Below are 18,716 nucleotides of genomic sequence, written 5' to 3' on the forward strand. Positions count from 1 at the left end.
CAGAATTGTTCACTTATTGATCACAATCAGGTAGACTGTTATGTTGTATCCTCGTAAGATCCTGTTACAAACTTCATTATAGAAAGCGGAGGTCGCGGCAATTGGAATTATATTGGTTTAACCATGCTCCGTGGTTTTTGCTTGTGCTGAACTTGCTTCTGGCACTGACCGTCGTATTTTTGGAGCGACGCGATATCGGTGTCACATGGGCATGGCTGATGGTTCTTTTTTTCCTGCCGATTATCGGGTTCGTCCTGTATCTGTTCCTCGGCCAGAATCTGAGCAAGATCAAGCGGTATCAGTTCAGGGAACAGGAGAAGATCCTGCTGCCCGGCATCTCCGTCCAACGCCAACTGCTGCTCGATGAGAAGCTGGAGTTCAACGATCCCCGCACGGCCCGTTACCGCGAGCTGCTGCATATGAACATGGTCGGCGATTTTTCGCTCTACACGCAAGACAACGACGTGATCGTGTATTCGGACGGCAAAGAAAAGTTTGACGCCCTGCTCGCCGATATCGCCCGTGCCCAGCAGTACGTCCACGTGCAATATTACATCTGGCAAAACGACAATCTGGGACGACGCCTGATCGACGCCCTGACCGAGAAAGCGAAGCAGGGTCTCGAAGTCCGTATATTGTACGACGCCTGGGGCAGCAAAAAAGTCAATCGGCGCTTCCTGCAAAATTTCCGTGAAGCGGGCGGCGTGGCAGCTCCCTTTTTCCCGTCGCGGATTCCGTTTATCAACTTCAAAATGAACTACCGCAATCACCGCAAACTGGTCATCATCGACGGCTCGTGCGGGTATATCGGCGGGTTTAACGTTGGGGACGAATATCTCGGCGAAGTCAAAAAGTTCGGCTACTGGCGCGACACGCATCTGCGGATCGAAGGCACGGCGCTGATCCAGATGCACGCGATCTTCCTGCACGACTGGAGCTTGTCCGTCAAGCAAAAGCTGCCGGAAAATCTGTTCCTGAGCGTGAGCCGTCCGTTCCCCGGCAAAGTCGGCGCGCAGATCATCTCCAGCGGTCCCGATCAGAGCCGCGAAACGATCAAGCTGGCTTATATCAAAATGATGGACGAAGCACGCGAGTGCATCATGATCCAGACGCCATATTTTATCCCGGACGAAAGCATGATGACCGCGATGAAGATGGCCATCCTGTCCGGCGTCGAGGTGCATCTGATGATTCCGAAGGTTCCCGATCACAAAATGGTCTACTGGGCCTCCTATTCGTATCTCGGTGAGCTGCTCGATCTCGGCGTCAACTGCTATCTGTATAAAAAAGGCTTTCTGCACGCCAAAACGATGGTCGTCGACGGACGCATCGCCTCGGTCGGTACCGCCAATATGGATATTCGCAGCTACAAGTTGAATTTCGAAGTGAATGCGATCCTATACGATTCCCAAAAAGCCGGCGAGCTGGAAGCCCTGTTCCGCAAAGACATGGAAGACAGCGAAATCCTTACCGTCGAACTCTACAAAAAACGTCCGATCCTTCGCAAAATGCTCGAATCCTACACGCGTTTGCTGTCTCCGATTCTATAATCTTTTGATCCGGTAAAAAATCCGCTCGGATGCGCCTAGATGACGCCCGAAGCGGATTTTTTGCAAAATCAGACCCCGCCGCCAGGTTGAACAGGCCGTGCGATGTTGAACAGCCGTCCCAGCTCTGCGTATTCGTTGCCCGCCAGTCTCGCGACCGGACGCAGCTTTTCCGTTAACACATAGCCATGCTCGGCGTCATAGATCGATTCGTCCAATTGGAATCTCAAGATACGGGCAATCAACAGATCGTGCGTAACCCGCCCGTCATCCGATTTGATCGGCAAATGCGATTCCAGCCGGCACTCCAACCGCACTTTTGCTTCGGCAATCCCCGGCACGCTGACCGCGTCGCTGTCGACCAGCGTCAGCTTGGTCAGGTCGATCTCGCTTTCGCCCGGCGGCAGCACTGCGGCTGTACGGTTCATCTCTTCGACGAGCGATTCGTCGCAAATATGCACCACCAATTCGCCGTGCTCCGTCACGTTGCGAGCCGTATCCTTCATCTGCCCGTCAGGGCGACGCACTACGGACACAGCCACCAGCGGCGGATCTGAGCTAACCATATTAAAATAGCTAAAGGGAGCCGCATTGACGGTGTTGTGCTCACGTGAAAATGAAGTGACCCACGCTATGGGACGCGGTACGATCGTACCCGTCATCAATTTGTACACGAGCTTGCTTTCCAGCTCCTGCGGATTAAGATTGTGCATGGGAACCCTCGCTTTCGTCTCTTCATAGATCTCTTCTATTGTAAACGTTGGCGTTTATTTTGTCAGGCTTTTTCCAAAAGAAGGAAACTTGCGGCGGAAGCCTCCTTTTCGCCTCCGTCTTTTGTACAAAATGACGTTACGATCCCGCCGGTTTGTGCATTGAGCAAGCTGCCGGTTTCTTTTATGCTTATTAACGTTGATAACGATTATCAATAACTACCTACATAAACAGGGGGATTTATCAGATGCACAAGTTTGAACTTCTATCCGTTACGACTAGAAAAATCGTGGGTCTGTTCGCGGTCGGCTTGCTCGGCGCCGCCGTAGGCTGCTCGTCTCCGGCTGCAACAACCGATACTGCGGCTTCGGCTGAAACCACAGCGCCAGCCGCAACAACCGAGGCCGCGGCTGAACCCGCTGTCGAAGAAAGCGGAACGGTTAGCTATACGGATTACACCGGACATACCGTGCAAATCCCTGTAAACCCGCAACGGGTCATCTATTACGGCGAGACGCTTGGCGATTTGCTTGAACTGGGCGTGACGCCGATCGCGACTTCGACAGCAGAATTGGAAGATCGTTTGTTCAGCAGCGAAGTGCCGGATATTCAGGACGTCGGTTCGCCGCCAGATCCGGAAAAATCGCTCTCTCTTTCTCCCGATCTGATCATTACAGGCGATACCGACGAAAAGCTGCTTGAATCGTTGTCCAAAGTAGCCCCGACGATCACCTTCAATACGTTTGCGACCCTCGAAGATCGCATGAAGGATCTTGGCGTTATTTTGAATAAAAAAGACGAAGCGGCTGCATGGATTCAGCAATATAAAACAGCTTCCGCAGAAATGTGGAAACAGCTGCATAAGAACGGCGTCGGCGAAAACGAGACCGCTTCCGTATTCACTTTCTATCCGGGCAACCGATTGTTCGTTATGGCCGGCACGGGTTTGCCTCAAGCTTTGTATCAGGAAAATGGATTCAAAGCTCCTGCGGCTACGCAAAAGCTGATCGACGAAGGCACAGGATTCCTGGAGATTTCGCCGGAACTGCTTGAAGAATATGCGGGCGACCGAATCTTCATTTTGAATGCGGTAGCCGAAGAAGCCCAAGAATCGACGGAAGATCTGCTGAAGACCGAGATTTGGAAAAAGCTCCCGGCCGTTCGGGCAGGCAACGTTTACCGGATCGATATCTTGAAAGCAAGCAGTGATGCGTACACACTCGAAGCTCTGCTGAAAACCATTCCCGAATTGATCGGCGCGCAATCGTAATTGAACATTGACCGACCGATCAAAAAGAGGCTTTCCGATTTTCATTGGAAAGCCTCTTTTCGTGCGTTACAATGATAATAATTATCACTTAGATTGGAGGAGCTTCCGCATGTCACGCAAAAAATCTTCATTGAACCCTTTGCAGATCGGCATGCCGCCGCTCCCTGCACCATCCGAAAAGCCTGACGCTTTGCATGTTCATCTGCTTAGTATGGAACGCCTGCGCAGCGAACATCGAACCATGCTGGCGGCCTCGCCCGTCTATCGACTACTATTGGTTACCGGCGGATCGGTTCGTATTCATAGCGACGGGAAATGCCTTCCGATTCAAGCTGGAACGGCTATACTTTTGCCTCCCGATGAGTTTGCCGAGTTGGAGCATGATCGGCATGAAGATGGCACGTTGCCGAGTTGCTTCCGGTTTGATTTTACCGCCGCGGATCTATCCGAACCCAAACCGATTCGCCTTTTCGGTCTGTTGCCTGGTTTCCGTGACGGATTGACGGAGGCTTCCTCCCAGATACTTGAATTGGCGGAGGAACTGCATAGTCTTCGCTTTGCACGCACGGCTCCTGTGCGAAACAGACGCCAAACGATTTTTACGCGCATCATAGCCTTGCTGATCGGTAACGAAGAAGCCTCGCCGATTCCTGTAGATGCAGCACGAGCCGTGGCCGATAGCCTCGCCGACCTGGAGCATCGCTTGGCGGAAGATTGGACGGTAGCGCGCTTGGCGGAAGCTGCCGGATTAAACTCTCGTCAATACGCATCCGCATTTCGGGCGATTACCGGTCTTTCCCCGCTCGAATATCTGAACGATTTGCGTATTGAACATGCCGGACGTCTGCTAAGGCGCGGGAACGGTCCGCTGCGTGAAGTGGCATCGAGAACCGGTTTTCGCGATGAATATTACTTTAGCCGACGCTTCCGAGCCGCTACCGGAAGCTCGCCCGGACGTTACGCGCGCCAAAGCGGCGGAACGCTTGCGGTGCGAGATTCGCTGCATCGTCGCGTATTCGTACCCGCACAGCCCAAACGTATCCTGTATCTAGGCGAATCCGTCGGCGATCTGCTGGCTCTGGGCATCTCTCCCGTAGGCGGTCGTTCCGCTCCGTCTCGCTTGGGATTTTGCGGCGAACGGTTGGAACGATTTACGGAGTTGGCCTCCGATTCGGATATGCGCGGAGCCGCTGCCGTTCGTCCGGATCTGATCATCTGCACCCGCATGGACGAAGAATATTGCAGCAGATGGTCAGGCGTAGCACCTGTGCTGGCTCATAATTCCTGGGGCCCGCTGCATGAACGCATGATGCTGCTCGGGAATTGGTTTGGCCGAGAAGAAGAAAGCGAACGCTGGCTGGAGCATTACTTTGAGCGGGAACGCGGGATGTGGAATGTTGTGGGGAATGGTATCAAGGGTGAGACTGCTTCTGTATTTACTTTCGAACGCAATCGGCTTTTCGTTATGGGCCGAGTCGGCCTGTCTGCCCTGCTGTATCACCCCGACGGCTTCAGTCCTGCTGAATCTTTGCTTGACCCACTGCGCCGCGGAGACGGGTATGTCGAGATTTCACCGGAAAAAGCTATGCGCTATGCCGCGGACCGTGTTTTTCTGCTGCTGCCTTCTGCATCGGAAGAACGGAAATTAGCGGGCGAATTTATGCGAAGTCCTTATTGGGAACAATTGCAAAGGGCAGCTCTGCGTGGTATCCATGTGGTGGAGTCTTCCAAATGGAACTTTATCGATGCGTACAGTCGCAGCCGGTTATTGACCGATTTGCCGGGGTTGCTGGGAAAATCAAATTAGCGGGGTACAGCTTATGTTACGCCGGCGGTCTGCAATTTATCCAAATGTAATTCTGCATTTTGTCCATTGCCCGCAATTCGCTGAACGCTTATGATACCTTTTAGTGATAATGATTATCATTATTCGAATTTCAGACAAAAAGGGGATTCTCGCATGTTCAAATCAAACAATCTTTTCGGGCCGTTGATGCTGCTTTCCTTGCTGACTGTGCTGCTATCCGGATGCGTAGGCGCTCCGGCCGCATCGAATACGGAAGCGGCGACGCCGCAACCTTCTGCACAAACCCAGACGGACACTGCCGAGCCGTCAATGCGGAGCTATACCGACCAGGCTGGCCGCGAAGTCGATATTCCCGTCTCTCCTGAGCGTATCGTTTATATCGGAAGCAACGTCGGCGATCTGCTTGCAATCGGCGTTAAGCCGATCGGCGCCTCCCTCAGCGTCATTGCCTCCCAGGTCGCTTACCCGGATCTGCTGGAAGGAATCGAGGATGTCGGTTATCCCTACTCGCCCGAAAAAATCACCTCCCTGTCTCCTGACCTGATCCTGTTCGACGATTGGGACGTGGATCAATTCGAGACCCTGGAAAAAATCGCACCTACCGCCGTGATCGGTGCCGATGACCCTATCGACATGACGGAACGTCTGAAACTCGTTGCCGATCTGACCGATCAAAAGGAGGCCGCCGAAGAATGGATGGCCGCTTACGAACAAAAAGTCGAAACGGCTAAAGCAACGCTCAACCTGCCCGAAAACTCAACCGCCTCTTCGTTGTTACTGCTCGGAGAAACGATGTATATCATGGGCAATCAAGGCTTCAACCAAACCTTGTACGGACGTCTTGATCTAAAACCGACCGACAATGTGCAAAAGCTGATAGAGCAAGATGAACGCTTTATCGATGTATCCAACGAATTGGTTCCCGATTATGTCGGAACGGAAATCTTCTTGCTGACCAGCACCGACGCCGAAACCGCGGAAACGCAAAACGCGCTGCTAAGCAGCTCGGTCTGGAAAACGATTCCTGCCGTTCAACAAGGCCGCGTACATATCATGGACAGCAAATGGAACTTCGATGATCCGGTAACGAGCGAACGTCTGTTGGACGAGCTTGTCAAAACGATCAACGAAACGAAGTAACGGCGATAAAGATGTAAAACGGCCTCAAATCCGCTTGCTTTCCGTTGCTTTGATCCGCCTGTTCGGCCGTCGGTCGGACAGGCTTTTTTATAAAAAATCCGTAATGAAAGGAGTCGGCTTATGGCAGACGCTTCGCCTGCAACGCAAGATAGCGGCTTTTATATTCGCTGGCTGGGCCGCGCTTTATCCGTTTCGCCTTCGGTAGCGTTAAACGCCCACACGCTCAGCGTGCGGGCGGGTACCCCTTATGTATTTGTGTTGCAAGCACCGAACGCGACTATCCGCGCGCATTCCCGTCAAACGCAAGAATCCTGCGATTATTTTGCTTTTTTAGTATATAGGCACGAACAAGTTGAACCCACGACAATGCCGTTGCCCGATCTGATCTATGAGGCAGAAGTCGAGTTGAATCCCGATATCGCCGCTCCTTTGCTGGCACAATTACGCGCGGCAGCTCCCACAAACACGGCAGAAATGCTAAAAATACAGATCGCTGCGCAGCAGCTTTTGTTGGCATTGATGGAAGCTCGACTGTTACCCTCCGACGATACGGATGCAGAAGCGGCAGTCCGTATCACCGTGGACGAATTGCATCGTCATTTCCGGGAGCCTGTAACTGTCAGCGAGCTGATTCGCCGATCAGGCGTAGGACGTTGGCAGTACGGCCTCTTATTCAGAAAACTCACCGGACTGTCGCCGCTTGATTATTTGAACGTGATTCGATTGGAACATGCCCGAAAGTCCCTGACTCAAACGGATGATCCACTGCGCGAGATCGCACGCGGGTCCGGTTTTCGCGACGAGTATTATTTTAGCCGCCGCTTCAGCCGATTCATGGGCGTATCGCCTACCGCCTATCGAAAATTATCCAGACGTCGCGGCGAAAGCATACGTTTTGCCGGACCGGTTGCGCCGAAAAACCCTTCTCGCATCATGGCTTCAGGCGGCATATTGGGCGATCTGCTTGCGTTGGGTTTGAAGCCGATTGCCGCTACCCTTGCCGTCGTGCGCAGCCAGCTTAGCTTTCCGGACGAATTGAACGGCATTGTCGACCTGGGCATCGTGCCCGATCCTCACATTCTGAATCGGTTGAAGCCCGATCTTGCCGTGTTTGACGCAGAAGGCTTCGAATGGCTGCCTCGCATCGGCGAGTTGTGCAGCGCCGTGTCGATCGAGAACTTCGTTCCGCCCGATAAGCGTCTAACTAGGATTGGGGAGATTACGGGCCGTACCGAGGAAGCTGCGGCATGGATATTTTCGCATGCTCAGGCACTTGGGGAGAGGTGGCGTGCTGCGGATATACAGGCAGGTCAGAGCGCCGCTTGCTTCGTTTTGATCGATATCCGATTGTACGCGATGGCCGGGCAAGGCTTGGCTTCTACGTTGTACCGAACAGGAGGATTTGAGCCTTGTCCCAAAATTGCTCGAATGATTGAAGCCGGCGTCGGCTTTCGACATGTACCGCCGGAAGAACTCGGCGATTACGCGGCAGAACGATTCTTCATCATGTTCGACCCGGATGAAAGCGAATCCGAAGCACGCGAAGCGGACCGCCTGCTGCAAAGCGGGATTTTCCACCGTCATGCCGACCGGGTGCATCTGCTTCATTCGCATTGGAACTTTGACGATGCTTGGACACGCCAAAAGCTGGTCGAGATTTTGCCGAGACTGCTGCTCAATCCCGCGCCGGCTCCGACAACGATCGCCCCGCTGTCCGACAGCAGCAAATGTTGAGCAAAAAAATACGGCGGCTTCCTTCCGATCGCACGTTTCCGACCGGGTTCGAGATCAAAACGAGAAAAGAAAGGCTGCCGCAGCATTTTGGCTTTTTCGAGATTCACTGATTTGATCAGATGCGTGAAACAAACGATTCCCGCACGAATTTCACGACCGCATCAGGAGTGTCCAGCCCATGGGGATGATGTCCGCCGTTCGGCTTGATGATCCGTCGAATCCGTCCACCCAGTTCCCGGTAACGACGATCCAAAAGGTCACCGTTTTCTTCAAAAGGTACGGCTTCATCCGCACCTCCGGCAATAAGGAGCAGCGGAATATCGGCTTCGACCGGGATATGTACAAGCTCCAACATTCGCCGAGTGACTGGCAAAGCGTCAGCAGCCGCAATCCCGTAAATATCGAGACAATCCCTCCACTCGCCTGGCGAACCGTGCCCTGCACCGATTCCGCCTGGCCAGCTTGCGATATCCACGACGGGTGCATCCAGATATAACGCGCGAACATGCTGCGGATAAGTCTCCGCATAACGGATTGCATATAAGCCGCCCCGGCTGAATCCGAACACCGCAGGCTTTGGATCAAGCGAAAAACGGCTAACCGCATCCGCCCGAAATTCCTCCATCGCTTCCGCGGAAAAAGGAGATCCGTACAAATCGCTTAACCGTACGTATCCAATATGCCAGCCCTGTCGAACCAACTCCAGATCAGCGTTCATGAAATGTCCGAAAAATTCGGTTCGCCAGATCCAGGGACGTCCAGGTGCAGCCGTTGCAGGTTCAATGATCAGGCAGGCGCGTCCATTGCGAACATAATCCCGCCGCACAAATCCCTCCCATTCCGATACTTGTTCATCAAGCGTGCCTCCTTCCCGCTCTGCTGCTGCGAGAATCCCGGGCAAAAGACGTTCGGCCTGTTGCTGCGCTTCATCCAGCGGCAGAGCTTCGAGCTTATAGGGGTTGGTATGCCCGACATGTTCGCGCCACGCAGCGTTCAATAATTCACGGCGCGCGGTCACCCGACGCAAAAATTCGCTATCCGCATACAACCATTCCGGCATTTTTTCCCATTCGATATGAAAGACCCGCCGCAAGATCGTATGGGCGATCACCGCATGTCCTTCCCGTTGGGGATGAACGCCGTCTCCGTAACGGAACTTACGATCGGCTTCGCGCTTGGATACGATCCATTCCAGCAAGGGTCGACGGATATCGACGGTTTTGACTCCCTGTTCGCGTCCGTATTGCAGCAACCAATCCGCATAACGCTCCAACACATCGTCGTAGCGCTCATACGGTTCTTCAAACGAATAATCCGGCATTCCGTCCGGCAGCAATCGTCCATTTATCGAAAAGACATCGAACGGAGGCGGCGTCATCAGAATAGGTAACGCCCCGGCATTCTTGATCTTTTGCGCCGCCAGACCGATTCCGTTCCGATACGCGGAAAAATTGTTCGCCGACAACGGTCGATAGACTCCGTCGTTCATACCGTAACAAAGAAACACCCAATCCGGCTTACTCTCTGCCAGCGCACGATCCAGCCGCTCATGCACGCATGGACGCGGAAAAGGATGCGCCGCTTCCTGCGTGCCCGCCGCCGTCTCGCTACTGACCCCAAGATCGATCCATTCCAGCTGACTTTCAGGTATGTATTTCAAAAAAACAGCTTCCAAATCGCGAATATAAGTGCCGTTCTCCGTGATGCTATCGCCCATAAACAGAATTCGTTTTTGTTGAGGCAAATCTTCGACTTCCCGCCAAGATCCCGTCATGTGAAATCGCCCTTTCTATTTCTTATCCATTCTATTTTGTGTTCACATGAAGCGTTTTCGAAAAAAACGGCCCCCGCGTCCAAACTCGACGCGGAAACCGTTCTGCAATCACTTTACAACAGTAATGCAAAAAAGTCATGTGGTTTTTTAAAAATATCGCTCATTTACAGCTCGATTTCAGCCGCAAGCGCATTTGATTCGACCTGTTCCACCGTTTTACAGCCTGGAATGACGCAGCTAACGGTCGGATTTTTCAAACACCAGGCCAGCGCCCATTCTGCCATACCTACGCCTTCCGGTACTTCGGTGTTTTGGATTTGTTGTACCTGTCTCAGCTTCTCGTCGGTATCGGCGCGGTCGCGGCCCTTGCGCACATTATCTTCGAATACGGCGCCAGGCTTGTATTTTCCGCTCAAAAAACCGCTAGCTAGCGGAACGCGTGCCAACACGCCAAGATCTTGTCGCTCGCAAGATGGAAACACCTGTTCTTCCGGCACGCGGTCGATACGGTTGTACACAACCTGAATCGCTTTGGCATTGACTTCGGTCGCTTTATCCGTTTGATACAGATTGTCGTTGCTGCCGATCGATATGCCCAAATTGCGAATTTTTCCGGCCTGTACCTGTTTGTCCAGCATCGTCCACAACGCATCATTGTCAAAAGCTTCGTCCGATCCGGAATGGAACTGATACAGATCGACATAATCCGTTTTCAAAGCGCGAAGCGATTCTTCGAGCTGCGTGCGAATCTGATCCGCGTTCCAGGCATTTTCCCATTTGTCGTGCCAGTGATGGCCGAACTTGGTCGCAAGCACCCAATCTTCGCGCCGATCGCGAGACAAGAAATCGCCGATGAAGGTCTCCGACATATGATGCGGCCCGTAGCATTCCGCGGTATCGATCAGATTGATGCCCAGTTCTTTGGCGCGGATCAGAATTTCGTCGGCGTCTTTTTGCGTATAATCTTTGCCCCAGTCCCCGCCGAACTGCCAAGTGCCCACGCCTACCACGGATACGTTCAAATCAGTCTTGCCGAGTCTTCTGTATTTCATTGTCGATCACCTCTTGTGGTAGATTGGAAACGATAAGCTCCTAAATCGGTTTCGCATTTCGGTAACGCTTCCATGATAGGCTATGCGTTTAACTTTTTCAATGGCGGAGAAGGCGAACCCTTGTAGGCTGCGGGAGAAATTCGTTCAAGACTCTGCCTCTCTCCGCCGGAATAGGTTGAATGGGATTCAACAAAAAAAGCCGCTCTCTGGAAGGAGAACAGCCCGGATAAAGCGATGCTTTTGATTGTTACATTTTGCTTTTGCCAAGCAGATAGAGGAAATACGGTGCGCCGATCACGGCGACGACGACGCCGGTCGGGATATCGGTCGGCTGGAGAATCCAGCGGCCGAGGGTATCGGCAACGAGGACGAGCAGCGCGCCGGCCAGAGCCGAGACGGGCAGCAGGATCTGGTGCTTCGGTCCGACAAGGCGCCGACCCAAGTGAGGGCCGATCAGGCCAACGAAGCCGATGCCGCCGCTGACTGCGACGCAGGCGCCCGCCAGGCCGACAGCCGCCGCCAGGAGCAGCAGCCGTTCGCGCTCGATCGACGTACCCAGCCCGGTCGCTGTCTGGTCGCCCATGTTCAGCACGTTCATGACTTTGGCTTTGTAGAAGACGAACGGCAGGAAAATAACCAGCCACGGAAGCAAAGCTAAAACAAACTTCCAGCTTGTGCCCCAGATCCGTCCGGCCAACCAGGACGCGACGAACTGGTATTCTTCCGGACGAAGACGAAGCGTAAGCACGATCATCGCCGCGCTGATGCCTGCCGCAACCCCGATTCCGACCAACAACATACGGGTCGGAATCAAGCCTTCGCCTTTTTTATAAGACAGGACGTAGATCAATACTGCCGTTGCTCCTGATCCAATCAACGCCAGGATCGGCAGCAGGAATACCGAACCGCTTACCGTCGAAGAAAAGAACGAGACATACAGCATCACCATCAAGCCTGCACCGGCATTGACACCGAGGATACCGGGATCGGCCAACGCGTTACGCGACAAGCCTTGCATCACGCAACCCGAAACCGCCAGACCCGCACCGATCAGGATCGAAATCACGATACGCGGCAAACGGAATTCAAACAGAATCAGATGCTGCTGCGCCGTCCCTCCGCCGAATAACGTCCGAACCACTTCCATTGGAGACAAACGGATAAAGCCGGTATTCATGCTGATGATAAACGCGACAACAATCAGCACGATAAAAATGCCGATGACCAGGAGCCCACGGCTGCGCTTGCGGCGCTCCGCCTGATGAATCGTCGATTCCATTATAGGCTCCTCCTTTCTTTGACCGCCAGATAGAGGAAGAACGGTACGCCAATCAGAGCAACAAGCGCACCGATCGGCGTTTCCTGCGGCGGGTTAATCGTACGTGCGGCCAGATCGGCGAACACGATCAGCAAGCTGCCCAGCACGGCCGAGCAAGGAATGATCCAGCGATAATCCACACCGACCAGTTTACGCGTCAAGTGAGGAATAATCAGACCGACAAAGCCAACCGAACCGACGATCGATACGGCCGTACCTGCCAGCACGAGTACGATAATAACGCCGAAAATACGCACAAGTCCTGTCCGTTGGCCGAGTCCTGTTGCAATATCGTCGCCCAGACTGAGCAAGGTGATCGAACGGGACAATGCAAAAGCTCCCAGAAGCGCTATCAAAACAGCGGGCAAAATAATCTGGATTTGAATCCATTGCGTGCCCGCAACGCCGCCTGCATACCAGAAAGCCAAATCCTGTCCGATCTTGAAGTACAGGGCCACGCCTTCGCTAAGCGCGGTAAAAAGCGCACTGACGGCCGCGCCTGCAAGCACAAGACGAATCGGCGTTAAGCCGCCTTTGGATCTTGAACCGATTCCGTATACGATCCCGACGCCAGCTCCGGCTCCGAGGAACGAATACAACATCAGCCCCAGGAAAGACATTCCCGGGAAGAAAGCAAAACACAGCGCCAGCGCAAAGCCGGCTCCGGCATTCAGGCCGAGCAGTCCGGTATCGGCGAGCGGATTTCGGGTCATGCCCTGCATAATCGCCCCCGCGACCGCAAAAGCCGCGCCGACTACCGCTGCGCCGATAACACGAGGCATACGCAACTCACGAATGATCTGATGCTCGGTCAGATCCGGATTGAAATGGAATACGGCATCCCACACGTCGGGCAGCGCGATATCTTTGGCGCCGATCGCGATCGCGACCGCCATGCCGAGCACGAGCAAAATAACGCCGCCGACCAGGATCAGCGAAGCGGCCCACGGTCTTGAGCGGACTTTGACCTGTTGAACGGCCTGCTGCGGATCTTCGGGCAAAGCAGAGGATTTCATTGCGCGCGTTCCTCCTCTTGTCTTTGCGACAAAACCGTTTGCGATTGTTTCACGACATCACCCTTTTCCGAATGAACACCAAAATCCCCGCGCCCGGTTCGTGGACGAAGCACGGACCAAGCGCGGTCATCGGCAGCCCGTCTTTTCGATCGCGCCTTTGCCGCAAACGCGGATCGGACAAGCTGCCGGACTGTATGGACATTCTGTCTTTTATGTATCAACTTCGGACCGCCTTTTTTCGCTTTCCGTTGCGCCGATATGCCGAATATGACTATTCAAATGAGAGTCATTATCAATAACAGTATAGCAGGCACGAAAATATCCGTCTATAATATTAGAAAATACGTTGCGGAATGTGTTGATTTTTATAGCTTTTTGCGAAAATCGACGGCGTTGTGGTCTACGAAGATCTGTATTTGGGATTCGCCATCCGAACCAGTGAGCCGTATTGTCCATGCAGCTCGTCGAAAGCCTGAAGCACTTGATCGGGGATGTCCACATGCGCGATATAGTCTTTTCCCGCCGGCCCGTAACCCTCCGAGTCGTCGCGCAGTCTTGGAATCTCTCCCATAAGCAGCCGCATGTATTGTTCCATATCCCACATTCCCGTCAGCTTCCGATCGTATCCCAGGCGCTCGCTTATTCCTTCAACTTCAATCTTATAAGCGGCATAATTGATGATCGATACGGATTGCGGCAAATATTTTCTGAATCCCGCTTCCATGCGCCGTTGCATCGTCGAGTCTTGAATCAAGATCAGGTTTTCATGCCGAATATGATGCCGATGCAGCAGATCCAGGCATAATGTCACGTTGTTTCCGCAATTGGTTGAATGCCGCTCCAAATAATCGGCCGTTACACCATGTTTATATTGGATATAACTATTGAAAATGTCCGCTTCCGAAGCGCCTTGCGGATGTAGGTCGGGAACAGCATTCATGACCGTTTCGCGCAAGTATTTCGTCGTATGGCCTTCGCCTCCCACGATGATGCAGGTTTTGGCGATGCCGTCTTGGATAGCTTGCGCGAATACGTCCGCTCCGGCCAGAATGCTTCCTCCGAACAAAACCATAACATCCGCCTGCCCGACGCCATAAGCAGCGGACAAATCTTTTGCGGTCAAAGACGCAATATCGCGCATCCCGCAAAATCTTCCCAACACGTTCACGTTTTCAGCAATAGTTCCCATATTTGTCCTCGCAATCTTCACTTTTTCATAGTATAAAAAAACAGACGATCCTTCGTTTACTGACTTTATCATACCTTTCTCCGCCATTCTATTCCAAAGAAAGCAAGGTGATTGTGATGCGCTTGCCTCATCGCCTGCGACTCGGAGCCGGATTGTTCCTCTCGGCTTCCGTCGTGTATCTGGCTGCCGAAACGATAGCCGCTTCCGCCTGGACCGAGCCGGCGTACCGCTACGCGTTCAACAATATCAGCGATCTCGGCGTACGCATCGACACGGTCGTCGGAGGACGTCCAATCCATTCCCCGCTTCATCTTGTGATGAATATCGGCTTCGCGCTTCAAGGCATATTGTTTCTGCTGGCGTACGCTCTCGTGGTGCCGTTGCTGTCGAAAAAACGGCAACGGCCCGGAATCGTTTTGGCCGCCGCGCATGGGATCGGCATGCTGCTGGTCGCGATTTTTCACGGCGTCAACTACGAAGCGCTCGATCCGCACGTGATCGGGGCGGCGATGGCGATCGTCGGCGGCAACGCCGCTTTGATCGTATTGGCGCTCTCGCTCGAACCGAGACTTCCGTATACGCTTTTTTCGGTCGTCGGCGCCGGACTGGGAGGAATCGGGCTGATCGCGATCGCGGCGATGGTGTGGAGTCCGTTCGGTTATCCGGCCGTGTTCGAACGCATTTCCGTGTACGCGATCACCCTCGGGCAAGCGCTTGCCGCGATACGTTGTTTGCGGATTCGGGCCGAAAACCCTTAGATTCGTTGAATTTTGCTTCGCTTGTTTACAATCCTTGCCAGGTCAAGGACTTTAGAACCCGGTCTTTGGGCATGTTTTTTGTCGCTTTTTGTCTCATTCTTCTTACTTTTTTGTGATATTTTCCGATATATCTGATTACAAGGCTTTTTACCAATGAAAAAAGTCGAAAATCTTATATGTCAGGGGATTGCCGCATGCTAAACAAACTTTTATCTCCGTTCACCTTCATCCTTGCTCGTCTAAGCTATGCCAAAAAATTTGCTCTAACCAGTATTCTTTTCGCCATCCCGCTTGCCTTATTGTTCGGCATCTGGTTGTCCGATACGCAGAAGCAGATTACAGTGACGAAAACCGAAACGCATGGCGTCGACCAACTGCAAGCCGTTCTTCCGTTCGTGTTGTCCGTTCAGCAACATCGCGGACAAGCAGGTCTATTATTGAACGGTTCGCAGGATGCGCAAGCAGCCGTGGACGAATCCGCCGCGTTGACCGATCGCAATATCGAGACCGCTTCGGCGGCTGTGGCTTCTTCCGGGTTGAACGATTCTGCCGGAGAATGGACAGAGATCGCCAACGAATGGACAACGCTCAAAAACGAAACGCTGTCTCTTTCGGCGGCCGACAGTTTTGCGCGACACACGGCGTTGATCGAGCGTGCGCTCGACTTTATCGTTACTACGGCCGACGAGTCCGGATTGTCGCTGGATACGCAGATCGATTCTTTTTACCTGATGGATATGGTCGTCAACAGCATCCCTCCCCTGATCGAGCAGACCGCTTTGATCCGCGGCAGCGGCAGCAGCGTCCTGATCGACAAGGCCGCTTCCGCGGAACAATTGACCGACCTGGCGGTCGATCGGAACGAGGCGGCGCGGGAATTGGATAAGTTGAACAAAGCGCTTGAGCGTTACGCCGGACTCAATCCGGAATCCGCCGCGATCATGGATCAAAGCGAAAAAAAGGCGGCTGCACAGATCGACGGCTTCCTGACTTTGACGCAAAGCGAATTGTTGTCGGGCACAGCGTTAGCGTCGTCCGCATCGGAATTTTTCGCGGCAGGCACGGCTTCGATCGAAGCGGCGCATGTTTTTTTCGATCAAGCTTCCGGGGAACTGAACCATCTGCTTGATCAACGCATCGACCAAATGAGCGACAAGCGCAATGTCATTATCGCCGTCACCGCGATCGCTTTGCTGCTTGTGCTGCTGTTCTATATCGCGTTTTACCGCAGTGTCAGCCATTCGGTCCGGATGCTCAAAGAACGTTCCGCGTCGATGTCCGAAGGCGATCTGTCGCAGCAGCTTCGGATTGACACGCGCGACGAACTGGGACAGGTCGGCGAATCGTTCAACCGGATGATCGACGCGATGCGGGGCGCTTTGCAAAGCGCGCAAAACGCGTCGCGCGATTCGGCCGACTCTTCCCTGCAATTGAACGAAGTGTCGCAACAGTCTTCTCTGGCGATGCGCCAGGTCGCTTCGGCGGTACAGACAGTCGCCGAAGGCGCCGATACGCAAAAAAGAATGACCGAAGACACGTCGCTGGCGATGAACGAGATGGCGATCGGCGTGAGCCGTATCGCCGAATCTTCGGCTTCTGTCGCCGAGTCGGCGGCCGAAGCTTCGAACCGCGCCGAATTGGGCGGACGCGAGCTGAACGCGGCGGTCGATCAGATGCGCAGCATCCGCGAATCGGTCGACCACTCCGCGGACAGCGTCTCGCGTCTTGAAATCCATTCCAGACAGATCGACGAGATCGTCGCTTCGATCAAAGCCATTGCCAGCCAAACGAAGCTGTTGTCGCTCAACGCCAATATCGAAGCCGCTCGCGCGGGCGAACACGGACGCGGATTCGCCGTGGTCGCTTCGGAAGTCGGCAAGCTCGCGGAACAGACGCAGCATTCGGTCGAAACCATCTCGACGCGGATCGGCGATATTCGCGAGTTGATCGGAACAACCGTCCGATTGATGGAACGCACAGGCGAAGAAACGCACGAAGGCATGGTGTTTATTGATCGGGCGAATCTCGCGATTCAGGAAATCGGACGCGCTTCCCGCACGGTCAACGATCAGATTCAGGAAGTATCCGCCGCATCGGAGCAAATTTCGGCCGGGGTGCAGCAGGTTACGGCTTCGGTCAGCGAAATCGCGCGGGTCGCTCTGCATTCTTCGGAAGAAGCGCAAACCATGTCCGCCGCCGCGGAAGAACAGCTTGCCGCATTGGAAGAAATCGGAGCTTCCGCAGCCCTTCTCAGCCGCACATCGGGCAGTTTGCAGGAAGAATTGGATAAATTCCGGCTTGCTCAAGCCGAATAAGTGTAATCAATAGTTACAATTTATTCATATTGCATACAATATGATTGGCGGCCTCACACCGCGGGTAATGTAAGGTATTCAAGGATTTAGTTAACTTTTATCCACTACTACCTTTATTCACTTGATAGGGGGCCTTCATCATGGCAGTCCAAGAGATCAAAAAGGCCGTATCCAAAGAAGAAGTGCTGCGCCTCCATCTGGTCAGCGGTGAATTTTATACAGGGCCTTGTTTTCCCGACACAAACGACACTCGTTTCTTTACCGTTAACACAACCGATCGTTCCGTGACTCTTCCTTATTGGGCAGTCAAACGGTTTGAACGTTTGCATTAAGCGTCTACCCGTTATAACGATTCGGACACTTTCGTTTATTTATCCAATTGAGCTGGGCTCCGTCGACGCAGTTGCGTAGACGGAGTCTTTTTATGGAGGAACTGCTTATGAAAAGCAACATCATGAAGCCGGATTCCGAACGACCAGATTCTTTCGGCCTGGAACTTCGGACAAGCGCCGAATGGAACGATGCGCTGTGGGCGCAAATTTTCCCTATTTACTCCGCTTCTTTTCCCGCCCATATCCGCAAGCCGGAACGCATCGTTCGCGATATGTTGAACGTGATGGATGCTTTTTTGCATGTTGGCCTGTCGGAAGGCGTGCCTTGCTCTATGGCTGTGACCGGGCTTAGCTCGGACAAACGCCTGCTGATCGTGGATTATCTTGCGGTGTCTCCCGGTTTTCGGCAGCGCGGGGCAGGAAAACAAACAACGGACGCATTGGCCGATTGGGCTCGCGAGACGTACGGGGTAAGCGGCTTATTGTTGGAAGCGGAAGTCGACAACAGCAAGGAAAGCCGCGACCGGCAACGTTTCTGGGAGCGTTGCGGGTTCGAGTCTACCGAATATGTGCACCGTTACGTCTGGGTACCGGAAAAGTATCGGGCGATGCTGCTGGATTTGCAAAGCGATACCGAGCGCAGCGCCGAGCCGTTGAGCCGCGACGGAAAACAACTGTTCCGGCAAATCGAGGCGTTTCATAAGCTTAGCTTCAAAAAGTAAAAAAGACCTTCGGGCGGCTGCTTGTCTCTAT

15 protein-coding genes are annotated in these 18,716 nt (G+C 53.4%); 9 read left to right on the forward strand and 6 right to left on the reverse strand.

All coding sequences use genetic code 11. The features are described from left to right. Positions 1 to 101: 101 nt before the first annotated feature. Positions 102 to 1,550 carry a cardiolipin synthase gene (gene cls / locus WKI47_RS24850; RefSeq protein WP_340229900.1) on the forward strand — a complete coding sequence of 483 codons (1,449 nt, stop codon included), beginning with the start codon at positions 102 to 104 and terminating at the stop codon, positions 1,548 to 1,550. 68 nt (positions 1,551 to 1,618) lie between these two features. Here cls and WKI47_RS24855 read toward each other — a convergent pair whose 3' ends face one another. Beyond that, positions 1,619 to 2,260, reverse strand: coding sequence for a flavin reductase family protein (locus WKI47_RS24855; RefSeq protein WP_340229901.1), 642 nt, complete (start codon positions 2,258 to 2,260; stop codon positions 1,619 to 1,621). Positions 2,261 to 2,505: 245 nt separating this feature from the next. On the opposite strand from WKI47_RS24855, the gene WKI47_RS24860 reads away from it, so the two are divergent. The 4 genes from WKI47_RS24860 (at position 2,506) to WKI47_RS24875 (ending at position 8,209) form a co-directional block, all read left to right on the forward strand. Beyond that, complete coding sequence (locus WKI47_RS24860) at positions 2,506 to 3,528, forward strand: ABC transporter substrate-binding protein (protein ID WP_340229902.1); 1,023 nt, start codon at positions 2,506 to 2,508, stop codon at positions 3,526 to 3,528. Between the two features lie 109 nt (positions 3,529 to 3,637). Continuing rightward, positions 3,638 to 5,335: an AraC family transcriptional regulator gene (locus WKI47_RS24865; protein ID WP_340229903.1), complete on the forward strand. Its 1,698-nt coding sequence runs from the start codon at positions 3,638 to 3,640 to the stop codon at positions 5,333 to 5,335. A 153-nt stretch (positions 5,336 to 5,488) separates the two neighbouring features. Further along, entirely contained in the window at positions 5,489 to 6,475 is a 987-nt protein-coding gene (locus WKI47_RS24870) for an ABC transporter substrate-binding protein (protein ID WP_340229904.1), read from the forward strand. 120 nt (positions 6,476 to 6,595) lie between these two features. After that, on the forward strand, positions 6,596 to 8,209 hold the full coding sequence (locus tag WKI47_RS24875; protein WP_340229905.1) for an AraC family transcriptional regulator: 1,614 nt from the start codon (positions 6,596 to 6,598) through the stop codon (positions 8,207 to 8,209). Positions 8,210 to 8,324: 115 nt separating this feature from the next. Here the strand turns inward: WKI47_RS24875 and WKI47_RS24880 are convergent, their stop codons facing one another. The 5 genes from WKI47_RS24880 to WKI47_RS24900 all read right to left on the reverse strand — a co-directional run bounded on the left by WKI47_RS24880 (position 8,325) and on the right by WKI47_RS24900 (position 14,558). Continuing rightward, complete coding sequence (locus tag WKI47_RS24880; RefSeq protein ID WP_340229906.1) at positions 8,325 to 9,983, reverse strand: GDSL-type esterase/lipase family protein; 1,659 nt, start codon at positions 9,981 to 9,983, stop codon at positions 8,325 to 8,327. A 164-nt stretch (positions 9,984 to 10,147) separates the two neighbouring features. Next, positions 10,148 to 11,035, reverse strand: coding sequence for an aldo/keto reductase (locus tag WKI47_RS24885; protein ID WP_340229907.1), 888 nt, complete (start codon positions 11,033 to 11,035; stop codon positions 10,148 to 10,150). A gap of 247 nt (positions 11,036 to 11,282) precedes the next feature. Then, positions 11,283 to 12,314 carry an iron ABC transporter permease gene (locus WKI47_RS24890; protein ID WP_340229908.1) on the reverse strand — a complete coding sequence of 344 codons (1,032 nt, stop codon included), beginning with the start codon at positions 12,312 to 12,314 and terminating at the stop codon, positions 11,283 to 11,285. Further along, a complete protein-coding gene (locus tag WKI47_RS24895) occupies positions 12,314 to 13,369 on the reverse strand; it encodes an iron ABC transporter permease (RefSeq protein ID WP_340229909.1) in 1,056 nt (351 codons plus the stop codon). Before WKI47_RS24895 ends, WKI47_RS24890 begins: the two co-directional genes overlap by 1 nt. Before the next feature lie 400 nt (positions 13,370 to 13,769). After that, on the reverse strand, positions 13,770 to 14,558 hold the full coding sequence (locus tag WKI47_RS24900; protein WP_340229910.1) for an ElyC/SanA/YdcF family protein: 789 nt from the start codon (positions 14,556 to 14,558) through the stop codon (positions 13,770 to 13,772). Between the two features lie 116 nt (positions 14,559 to 14,674). On the opposite strand from WKI47_RS24900, the gene WKI47_RS24905 reads away from it, so the two are divergent. The 4 genes from WKI47_RS24905 (at position 14,675) to WKI47_RS24920 (ending at position 18,685) form a co-directional block, all read left to right on the forward strand. Continuing rightward, entirely contained in the window at positions 14,675 to 15,316 is a 642-nt protein-coding gene (locus WKI47_RS24905; protein WP_340229911.1) for a DUF998 domain-containing protein, read from the forward strand. 194 nt (positions 15,317 to 15,510) lie between these two features. Next, the gene (locus tag WKI47_RS24910; RefSeq protein WP_340229912.1) at positions 15,511 to 17,631 is read left to right on the forward strand and encodes a methyl-accepting chemotaxis protein; all 2,121 of its coding nucleotides are present in this window, start codon (positions 15,511 to 15,513) and stop codon (positions 17,629 to 17,631) included. Between the two features lie 140 nt (positions 17,632 to 17,771). Further along, on the forward strand, positions 17,772 to 17,963 hold the full coding sequence (locus tag WKI47_RS24915) for a hypothetical protein (protein ID WP_340229913.1): 192 nt from the start codon (positions 17,772 to 17,774) through the stop codon (positions 17,961 to 17,963). A gap of 107 nt (positions 17,964 to 18,070) precedes the next feature. Further along, a complete protein-coding gene (locus WKI47_RS24920; RefSeq protein ID WP_340229914.1) occupies positions 18,071 to 18,685 on the forward strand; it encodes a GNAT family N-acetyltransferase in 615 nt (204 codons plus the stop codon). The last annotated feature ends 31 nt before the right edge of the window (positions 18,686 to 18,716 follow it).

It is taken from the genome of Saccharibacillus sacchari, from assembly GCF_037722395.1.
GTDB lineage: Bacteria > Bacillota > Bacilli > Paenibacillales > Paenibacillaceae > Saccharibacillus > Saccharibacillus sacchari_A.